This window comes from Mesorhizobium sp. M7A.F.Ca.CA.001.08.2.1, assembly GCF_003998455.1.
Lineage (GTDB): Bacteria > Pseudomonadota > Alphaproteobacteria > Rhizobiales > Rhizobiaceae > Mesorhizobium > Mesorhizobium ciceri.
In genome coordinates, this window is record NZ_RZPW01000171.1 from 1 (window position 1) to 9,464 (window position 9,464).

The window sequence follows — 9,464 nt, forward strand, 5'->3', positions numbered from 1 at the left end:
GTTCAACGGTTGGTGATAAAAACCGCTTCCTCATCGTCGCGCTGCCTGCCGCCAAGGGCCGCGGCAGCACTGGCGATAAAGGCGCCGATCGCCAGCGAGAGCGCACCAAGCAAGGCAAACGTCGCGCTGGCCTTCCTGGCTGTGTCGGCGGCCTGCTGCGCCTTGACCTTGGCGTCCTGGGCCTTGGCGAGGACGGCATCCACCCGGGTCCTGGCATCTGCTTCCGAAAGCCCCGTGCGAACGGCGACCAGCTGCGACAGATAGGTTTTGTCGTCTGCGGAAACCTCGCCTGCCGCGGCGCCGGCGATCAGGATGCGCGAAGCCTGCCCAACCGCGGCCGCATCGCTGTCCGGATTGGCGGCCGCGAGCTTGCCCGGATCGGCCGGACGGAACAGTGAATCCACCAGGTAGGATGTCGCATTGTCGGCCGACGCGCTGCCGGCATTGGCCGAAGCCCCCGCCGATGCGCCCATGGCCGCACCAGACGCGATGGTGGACACCGCCTGCACGCCCGAGCCTATGGCAGCGGAAAGCGCGGAGCCAAGCACGCCGACGACGAGTAGTGTGGCCAACGCCCAGGCAAGAAAGCCATGGGCGGTATCACGGAAATACACCTCGTCCGTGTGGATGCCGACCCATTTGGTGCGCAGGCGTCCGGCAAGGTAGCCGCCGACACCCGAGGACAGCCATTGCACGATGATCAGCCAGACGGCAGTGGATGCCGCGAAAGTGGTGACAGATGCGCCGGATCCCGACCAGGGCGACACCATGCTCAATCCAAGCCCGGAGCCCAGCAGCATGAGGATGAAGGTCAGCGTCGAGGCCGCGAAGGCACCGGCGATGATCGGTCCCCAACTGACGGCGGTGGAGGAGGATTCTGTTGAAGTGGAAACGTCGACAGCCGATAGGGTGGACTGCATAAGTGCCCCCTATCGTACGAACAGCATGATCAGAATGATGATCGGGATCGGTATGCCGAGCAACCAGAGCAAAATGCCGCGTCCCATGGAAACCTCCTGTTAGAAATTGTGATCGATATTGTCACAATGTCTCGCAGGGACTTCCGTTCCGGCGCGTTGCAAATTGATTTTGTTGCCGCCGGTGGAACAATTGGCGCGCCGCAGCGCGCCAATTCAGATTAACGTCAGCTCAGATATCCAGATTGGCGACCGACAGCGCGTTGTCCTGGATGAACTCGCGCCTGGGCTCGACCTCGTCGCCCATCAGCCGCGAAAACAGCGAATCCGCATCGGTCGCGTCATTGACCTTGACCTGCAGCAGCGAGCGCACGTTCGGATCGAGCGTGGTTTCCCACAGCTGTTCGGCGTTCATCTCGCCGAGACCCTTGTAGCGCTGCATCGTCAGGCCCTTGCGACCGGTCGCAAAGACCGCATTGAGCATCGCCAGCGGCCCCGAGATGGTTTCGGAGACATCCTTGCGGCGCAGCACCGGCGGCGACCCGTAGACCTCGCTGAGGCGCTGTGCGTAGCGGTCGAGCTGGCGTGCGTCGGCCGAATTGATCAGCGCCAGGTCGAGATGCGCATATTCCTTGACGCTGCGCACCGTGCGCTCGAACACATAGCCGCCCACGCCTTCATTCGAGGTCGACATGCGGCCGGTCCAGCCGCGCTCGGTGTCCTCGGCAATGATGTCGAGGCGTTTTGCAATCCGCTCCGCCATGTCGTTGGCGCGGCCGAGATCGGCGAACACGTCCGGGTTGAGCCCACCGGCGATCGCCGCCTGCTCGACGACGCCTCTGTTGTAGCGCGTGTGCAGGCCGTTGATCAGCTGGCGCACCGCCAGCGCGTCATCGATGGCGCCACGCAGGTCCTGCCCGATGCGAACCTCGCCCGAGCCGAGCGTAAGCGATGCTTCCTCCAGTCCCGAACCGATCAGGAACTCCTCGAACGCGCTCTCGTCCTTGATGTATTGCGAGCTCTTGCCGCGCGTCACCTTGTAGAGCGGCGGCTGGGCGATGTAGAGATGGCCGCGCTCGATCAGCTCCGGCATCTGCCGGAAGAAGAAGGTGAGCAGCAAGGTTCTGATATGGGCGCCGTCGACGTCGGCGTCGGTCATCAGGATGATCTTGTGGTAGCGCAATTTGTCGGCGTTGAACTCGTCCTTGCCGATCGAGGTGCCGAGCGCCGTGATCAACGTGCCGATCATGTCGGAGCCGAGCATGCGGTCGAAGCGCGCCCGCTCGACATTGAGGATCTTGCCGCGCAACGGCAGGATCGCCTGGTTCTGGCGCGAACGCCCACCCTTGGCGGAGCCGCCGGCGGAATCACCCTCGACGATGAAGATTTCGGATTTCGCCGGGTCGCGTTCCTGGCAGTCGGCCAGTTTGCCGGGCAGGGAGGTGACGCCGAGCGAACTCTTGCGGGTGATATCGCGCGCCTTGCGCGCCGCTTCGCGCGCCGCCGCCGCCTGGATCACCTTGTCGACGACCACCTTGCCTTCGCTCGGGTGTTCTTCCAGCCAGGTGCCGAGCGCTTCGTTGACCAGGCCTTCGACGACAGGACGGACTTCCGACGAGACCAGCTTGTCCTTGGTCTGCGAGGAGAATTTCGGGTCGGGAACCTTGACCGACAGCACCGCCGTCAGACCTTCGCGGCAATCGTCGCCGATCAGCGAGACCTTTTCCTTCTTGGTCAGCCCAGAGGATTCGCCATAGCCGGTGATCTGACGCGTCAGCGCGCCGCGGAAGCCGGCCAGATGCGTGCCGCCATCGCGCTGCGGGATGTTGTTGGTGAAGGCCAGCACGTTCTCGTGGTAGCTGTCGTTCCACCACATCGCCACTTCGACGGTGATCCCGTCGCGCTCCGCCCGGATGGCGATCGGCTTGTCGATCAGCGGTTTCTTGACGCGATCGAGATATTTGACGAATTCTTCGAGGCCTCCATCGTAGTGCAGTTCATGGCGCACGACATCGGCGTGACGGGCATCGGTCAAAATGATGCGCACGCCGGAATTGAGGAAGGCAAGCTCGCGCAGCCGGTGTTCCAGCGTGCCGAAGTCGAACTCGACCATGGTGAAGGTCTCGGCCGACGGGAAGAAGGTGATCTGGCTGCCGCTGCGGCCCTCATAGGTGCCCGGCTGCTTGTCCTGCTCATAGGTGCCGGTCGCCTTCAGAGGTGCGTCGGCATTGCCATGCGTGAAACTCATCTCGAAGATCTGGCCGTTGCGGCGGATCTTCAGCTTTAGCCACGCCGACAGCGCGTTGACCACCGAGACGCCGACGCCATGCAGGCCGCCCGAGACCTTGTAGGAATTCTGGTCGAACTTGCCGCCGGCATGCAGCTGCGTCATGATCACTTCGGCCGCCGAAATGCCTTCTCCGGTGTGGATATCGGTCGGAATTCCGCGGCCATTGTCGATCACAGTGACCGAACCATCGGGGTTGAGCGTCACGGTGACGAGGTCGGCGTGACCGGCCAGCGCCTCGTCGATGGCGTTGTCGACCACTTCATAGACCATGTGATGCAGGCCCGAGCCGTCGTCTGTATCACCGATATACATTCCGGGGCGTTTGCGGACAGCGTCCAACCCCTTCAAAACCTTGATGGAATCGGCGCCGTATTCGGCTTCAGCGCCGTTGTTGTTGTCGATCTGATCGCTCATGAAAACCTGTTGTCTGGATGCCGCCTGCACAGCGCGAAAAATCCGCGCCGAATCGCGCCTCTGATATCGACTAGATATAGGCGCAAAAGGCGGTTTTTCCAAGGTTTGCAGGCATTTCACTGGGAATGGCCGGCTGCCAATGGCGGGCCTCCGCCGGCCCCCATTTCACTTCGGCCAGCGGTCCTTGAGAAACCTTGATCATGAACTTGTATCTCGGCGCCAGCCGCCTGCTGCGGTCGCGCCCCGGCGTCATGTCGGGCGGGCGGCCGGATCAGGCGGTGGTCGTCGTTGGCGATGACCAGGGCCAGGCGCCACCACTGCGGTGGCGGTGGTGAGCATAGGCAGCAAGGCAAACAGCAAGCGCAAATCGAACTGCCCCCCAGCTCGTTCCTGTGCACGACCACCTCTCTATGGCAGCAAACCGGGGTTTTTTGCGGAAGACCAGCGTTTTCAGCCTGCCCGCATCGGCTTCAAAGCCTCGCTCCAGCGCAGCAGCTCGTCGAGCATGGTTTTGGCTCCGCCCTGCACCTGTTCGCTGGCGTTGAAAGCGCCATGTTCGTCGAGCAGTTTCTGGTACATCGGCAGCGCGACGCCTTCCGGGATCGGCATGACACCTACCGAGGTCAGCAGCGGCTTCAGCGCTTGCGCCGCGCGCAGGCCGCCGGAGACGCCGCCATAGCTGAAAATGGCGGCTGCCTTGTACTTCCATTCGCGCGAGAGATAGTCGATCGCGTTGACGATCGCCGGCGCCACGAAATAATTGTATTCCGGCGCCACGAAGACGAAGGCATCGGCGGCATCGATCGCCTTGGACCAGGCTTTGGTATGATCGTTCTGGTAGTTGCCAAGCCTTGGATGGTGCGGTTCGTCCAGCACCGGAAGCTTGAACGCATCGATGTCGGTCAGTACAGGCTCGAATTTCCCGTGCTCGCGCGCGAACCTCTCCAGCCACTCGGCAAAAATCGGTCCGGCGCGGCCTGGCCGCGTGCTGCCGATGATGATGTTCAACTGGTGCTTCAAGCTGGGCTCCTGCGGTGGCGGTATCCATTGGTGACTGCCACCTAGGGCATGCCGCTCGGGGCAACAAGAAGGCACCTCGCGGTAACCGGTCACATTCCGGAGAGCAGGGCCTTGCCGTTCGGTCACATGGACGCCTGCTTTGCGGCCCACTACATTGGGTCATCAGCGGAGCACAGCATGGACGTCCAGCCCGCCCCCTTCATTCCCCCGGCGCCGAAGCCGCGCACGACGCCGCCCTCGACGTTGGAGATGATCCGCATCGTCTACCGCAACCCGCTCGAATTGTGGGGTGAGCATACCTACAACGAGCCGTGGATCTCGGCGAACGGCGTTGGCGGACATCTGATCGTCGCCAATGATCCCGCCCTGATCCGGCATGTGCTGGTCGACAACGCCAGGAACTACAAGATGGCGACGGTGCGCCAGAAGATCCTGCGGCCGATCCTGCGCGACGGCCTGCTCACCGCCGAGGGCGAGGTCTGGAAGCGGTCGCGCAAGGCGATGGCGCCGGTGTTCACGCCGCGCCACATCTTCGGCTTCGCCCAGCCGATGCTGAGGCGCACGCAGGACTTCGTCACCCGTTACGAAGACGGCGGCACGTCTGACATCGCCCATGACATGACGCTGCTCACTTATGACATCCTGGCCGAGACGCTGTTTTCCGGCGAGATATCAGGCGAGCCCGGCAGTTTCGCCAACGAGATCGACCGCCTGTTCGAGACCATGGGTCGCGTCGATCCGCTCGACCTGTTGCGCGCGCCCGACTGGCTGCCGAGGCTGACCCGCATCCGTGGCCGCAAGACCATGGCCTATTTCCGCAAGATCGTCACCGACACGGTCAAGATGCGCGAAGCGAAATTCAAGCGCGATCCCGATGCCGTGCCGCAGGATTTCCTGACACTGCTGCTCAAGGCCGAGGGACCCGACGGACTGACGCGGGCCGAGGTCGAGGACAATATCATCACCTTCATCGGCGCCGGCCATGAGACGACGGCGCGTGCGCTCGGCTGGACGCTCTATTGCCTCGCTGAATCACCTTGGGAGCGCAACCGGGTCGAGCAGGAGATCGACCAGGTGCTGGCGCGCGAGCCCGATCCGACGAAATGGCTCGATGCCATGCCGTTCACGCGCGCGGCTTTCGACGAAGCGCTCAGGCTCTATCCGCCGGCGCCGTCGATCAACCGCGAGCCGATCGAACCGGAAATGTGGAAGGATCTTCATATCCCCAAGCACGCCGCGGTGCTGGTGATGCCTTGGGTCGTGCATCGCCACAGGAAACTGTGGGACCGGCCGGATGCCTTCCTGCCGGAGCGCTTCCACCCGGGAAATCGCGAAAAGATCGACCGCTTCCAGTATCTGCCGTTTGGCGCCGGCCCACGCGTCTGCATCGGCGCCAGCTTCGCCATGCAGGAGGCGATCATCGCGCTGGCGATCATGCTGTCGCGCTTCCGCTTCGACACCACCGCCGAAACGAAACCCTGGCCGGTACAGAAACTGACCACGCAGCCGCAAGGCGGTCTACCGATGCAGGTCACGCCGCGTTAGGCATGACACCTTCAGGCAGTTGCGCCGAATTAGGCCGCGGGCTTGCGTTGCTGGAACTGGCCGGCGGCTCGGTAGCGCCAGAGATAGCTGGGCAGGATCGTCGCGATCGACTGCGGCTGGATGCCTAGCCCCGCAAGCGTCCTGTTGGTCTGGTTGGCGGCGTCCGAAACGATGTTGTGCTCGCGCAGCTGCATCACCTGGTCCTTGGTCAGCAGCGGGTTGGGCAGGAGACCGAGGATCGAGGCCTGGATGTTGGCCACCCACCACGGAACCGGCACCAGCAGCCGCTTGCGCTCGATCACGTCGAGCAGCTCTTCCATACACTGCTTGAAGGTGAGCACCTTCGGTCCGCCGAGTTCATAGATCTGGCCGCCATCCACCTTGCCGTCGACCGAGCGCGCCACCGCTTCGGCCACGTCGCCGACATAGACCGGCTGAAACTTGGTCTGGCCGCCGCCGATCAGCGGCAGCACCGGCGAATAGCGCGCCATGTTGGCGAAGCGGTTGAAGAAGCCGTCTTCGGGTCCGAAATTGATCGACGGCCGGAAGATCACGGCGTCCTTGATCGTCTCCAGCACAGCCTTTTCGCCAAGCGCCTTGGTGCGCGCGTAGTCTGATTCGGAGTCCAGATCGGCGCCAAGCGCAGAAATGTGGGTCAGGCCGGCGCCGACCGAGCGCGCGGCCTCGGCCACTGCGCGGGCGCCGAACTCGTGCACGGCGGAGAATTTCTGCCGGCCGCTCTCATGCAGGATGGCGACCAGATTGACGACATGGTCGGCGCCTTGCACGGCGCGGTCTACCGACCAGCGCACGCGCACATTGGCCTGGACCGGCTGGATCTGGCCGACATTGCCGAGCGGCTGCAAATGGCCGGCGAGATCGGGCCGCCGGCAGGCGACCCTGATGCGATAGCCGCGCTTGGCCAACGCGCGCACGACATGGCGGCCGACAAAGCCTGACCCGCCAAAGACGACGACGAGCTTTGGGGTCTGCAGGATTTCGGTCATGGCTGGCTCCGGCGCTCGCAGGCTTGGCTGAAGCCGTTTCATAATCCGTTTCGTGCCAAAGGCAAAGGGCGACGCGTCGTCGCTATCAGCCTGTCAGAACGCTTTGCCGATACGGTTGTCGACCGAATGGCGGTTGCCGCCGCGAATGACGAAGAAGAGCAGGATCGCTGCCCACAGCAGCGACTTTTCCGCACCCGAATAGCCTTGGCCCATGGTGACCCAGTGGAACCAGACCGTGACCAGCAGCACGAACAGGCCGGCAAAGGCGGCCGGCCGCGTCAAAAACCCGATGGCGATGAAGATGCCGCCGAAGAATTCAGTGCAGGCCAGAAGCAACGACCACAACGCGCCCGGATAGAAGCCGAGACCCTCGACCATCTCGGCAGCGCCGAAAGGATTGGTGATCTTCTGCGAACCGTGGATCGCGAGAAACCCGCCGGCGACGACGCGAAGAAGGGTTTCGGCACCATCGTGCAGGGCCGCGTAAAACCTGCCAAGGACCGGGATGACAAGGGCGTTGCGGGGGTTGTCCGTGCTTGCCGACATTGTAGCTCCTCTGTTTTGCTCAATCAGCGCAAACGGCCGATCAGGTTGGTCGAAGTCAAATAAACAAAAGTTGACCAAAACGAGAATGTTTTACCATCGTGCGATCAAAACGCAGAAAACCCCGCCGAAGCGGGGTTTTCCGGGTGACATCCATGCGAAGCCAGGGGCCGACGGCGCGGCCTGACCTGAGACGGTATCAGGAGGGCGTGAAGCAAGTACGCCCACCCCAGCCCTGAACATCCGACATGGTGCCACCAACCTTCTTGCAGGCGGCGACGAAATCGGCGCTGCAATTGGCGAATTTTGCATGGCCGTTCTTGCAGTAGTGGTCTTCGGTGGCCCCGCCGCTCGGGGCAGCGATGACACCCGGGCTGGACGGCTTGACCGGTGCGGCCTTCAGGGTGGCTGCCTGTGTGGCGCCCATGAACGAGCCGAGCAGAAGGACGGCGGTCAGCATGGTAATCTTGGTGTTGGTCATGGCAATTTCCTTTGATTTGGGTTGAGTTTTCCGATGCGCGAAGGACCGGCCTTCGCGTGATGCAGGCTTTCGATTTCGGTTTGCTGCTTCCCTCGGTGTGGATCGGGCAAGCTCGCCTTGCCCTGGACAAAGCTGGGTCGCAGCAAGGCGCGGAAAGGTTCAGCGGCGCGCAAAGAAAATCGCACTGCGCCGCGCCTGCAGCGGGTGGATTCCGATAATTAGTTGATATTAATGGACATTCAGGAAGAATAGCGTGCAGCGAATTCGGAAATGCGCTGCACCACGGCCTTCGATGCGGTAATGCCGCGCGCTTGCGCCTTCTCGGCGGCCTCTGCGCGGGCACGACCGGGCACATGTACGCCGAAGCGCCGCCGCAGCCGGTCAAGCTGGTCCTTCATTCGTTGCTCGAAATCTGGATCGAGCAGCTTGGGTTCGATAGCAAGCACGAACAGTCCCGTGCCGGGGCTGTCCGGCCCGCCGCTGAACCATGGCGCGTCGAGCGACCAGTTGGCGCCCGACAGGCCCGCCGCCAGCACCTCGACCATCAGCGCGATGTTGGCGCCGCGCTGACCGCCGAAGGCGAGCATTGCACCCTTCATGGCGGCGGCGGGATCGGTGGTCGGATTGCCGCTGGCGTCCAGTGCCCAGCCTTCCGGGATTGTCTTGCCGTCCTCGGCCGCTTTGCGGATGTTGACGAAAGCGGTGGCGCTCGACGACTGGTCGATGACCAGCGGCGCCCCGTCGGCGGCAGGCGCGGCAAACGACATCGGGTTGGTGCAGTAGACCGGCTTGACCGAGCCCGAGCCGGCAAGCACGGCCGGGCCGTTGGTGGCTGCGAACGACACCAGTCCTTGTGCTGCCAGCCTTCCGGTGAAATAGCCGAGCGCGCCGCATGTATAGGCGTTCTTCTGCGAGAAGATGGCGACACCGAACAGCTTTGCCGCCTTGGCGAGGTCGTCGATGGTGCGGTCGAAGCCGGTATGCGCCAGCCCGCCGCGTGCATCGGAGAGATAGACTGCCAGCGCCGGCCGGGTGATCACCGGGTCGGCATTGCCGTCGATGCGTCCGGCTTCCAGCGCCTCGAGATAGTCGATGAAATGCGACAGACCGACCGAGGAAAGCCCTTCGGCCTCGGCTGATATGATCGAAGCAGTGAGCGATTGCGCCGCTTCCTCATTGGCGCCGGCGCCAATGAGGAAGCGGCGCAATCGCTCACTGCTTCGATCATATCAGCCGAGGCCGAAGGG

The 9,464-nt window shown here is 63.2% G+C and carries 10 protein-coding genes; 2 read left to right on the forward strand and 8 right to left on the reverse strand.

Going from position 1 to position 9,464, the window contains the following annotated elements; all coding sequences use genetic code 11:
* Positions 1–2 precede the first annotated feature (2 nt).
* The 3 genes from EN914_RS12805 to EN914_RS39860 all read right to left on the reverse strand — a co-directional run bounded on the left by EN914_RS12805 (position 3) and on the right by EN914_RS39860 (position 3,823).
* Positions 3–920 carry a hypothetical protein gene (locus EN914_RS12805; protein WP_013528199.1) on the reverse strand — a complete coding sequence of 306 codons (918 nt, stop codon included), beginning with the start codon at positions 918–920 and terminating at the stop codon, positions 3–5.
* A gap of 229 nt (positions 921–1,149) precedes the next feature.
* Positions 1,150–3,621, reverse strand: a complete 2,472-nt coding sequence (gyrB, locus tag EN914_RS12810; protein WP_013528198.1) for a DNA topoisomerase (ATP-hydrolyzing) subunit B — start codon at positions 3,619–3,621, stop codon at positions 1,150–1,152.
* A gap of 70 nt (positions 3,622–3,691) precedes the next feature.
* Positions 3,692–3,823: a hypothetical protein gene (locus EN914_RS39860; protein ID WP_255337201.1), complete on the reverse strand. Its 132-nt coding sequence runs from the start codon at positions 3,821–3,823 to the stop codon at positions 3,692–3,694.
* On the opposite strand from EN914_RS39860, the gene EN914_RS39865 reads away from it, so the two are divergent.
* Positions 3,822–3,956, forward strand: coding sequence for a hypothetical protein (locus EN914_RS39865; RefSeq protein ID WP_281033240.1), 135 nt, complete (start codon positions 3,822–3,824; stop codon positions 3,954–3,956). The two genes, EN914_RS39860 and EN914_RS39865, sit on opposite strands and share 2 nt — an antisense overlap.
* Positions 3,957–4,071: 115 nt before the next feature.
* On the opposite strand, the gene EN914_RS12815 is transcribed toward EN914_RS39865, so the two are convergent.
* Positions 4,072–4,641, reverse strand: a complete 570-nt coding sequence (locus tag EN914_RS12815; protein ID WP_127389103.1) for an NADPH-dependent FMN reductase — start codon at positions 4,639–4,641, stop codon at positions 4,072–4,074.
* Between the two features lie 177 nt (positions 4,642–4,818).
* Here EN914_RS12815 and EN914_RS12820 point away from each other — a divergent pair, with 177 nt between their 5' ends.
* Positions 4,819–6,186 carry a cytochrome P450 gene (locus EN914_RS12820; protein WP_024501905.1) on the forward strand — a complete coding sequence of 456 codons (1,368 nt, stop codon included), beginning with the start codon at positions 4,819–4,821 and terminating at the stop codon, positions 6,184–6,186.
* Between the two features lie 29 nt (positions 6,187–6,215).
* Here the strand turns inward: EN914_RS12820 and EN914_RS12825 are convergent, their stop codons facing one another.
* The 4 genes from EN914_RS12825 to EN914_RS12840 all read right to left on the reverse strand — a co-directional run bounded on the left by EN914_RS12825 (position 6,216) and on the right by EN914_RS12840 (position 9,425).
* Positions 6,216–7,193 carry a complex I NDUFA9 subunit family protein gene (locus EN914_RS12825; RefSeq protein WP_024501904.1) on the reverse strand — a complete coding sequence of 326 codons (978 nt, stop codon included), beginning with the start codon at positions 7,191–7,193 and terminating at the stop codon, positions 6,216–6,218.
* 93 nt (positions 7,194–7,286) lie between these two features.
* Entirely contained in the window at positions 7,287–7,739 is a 453-nt protein-coding gene (locus EN914_RS12830; RefSeq protein ID WP_024501903.1) for a DoxX family protein, read from the reverse strand.
* A 196-nt stretch (positions 7,740–7,935) separates the two neighbouring features.
* Entirely contained in the window at positions 7,936–8,217 is a 282-nt protein-coding gene (locus EN914_RS12835) for a hypothetical protein (protein ID WP_013528193.1), read from the reverse strand.
* A 239-nt stretch (positions 8,218–8,456) separates the two neighbouring features.
* Complete coding sequence (locus tag EN914_RS12840) at positions 8,457–9,425, reverse strand: Ldh family oxidoreductase (protein ID WP_127389104.1); 969 nt, start codon at positions 9,423–9,425, stop codon at positions 8,457–8,459.
* Positions 9,426–9,464 lie beyond the last annotated feature (39 nt).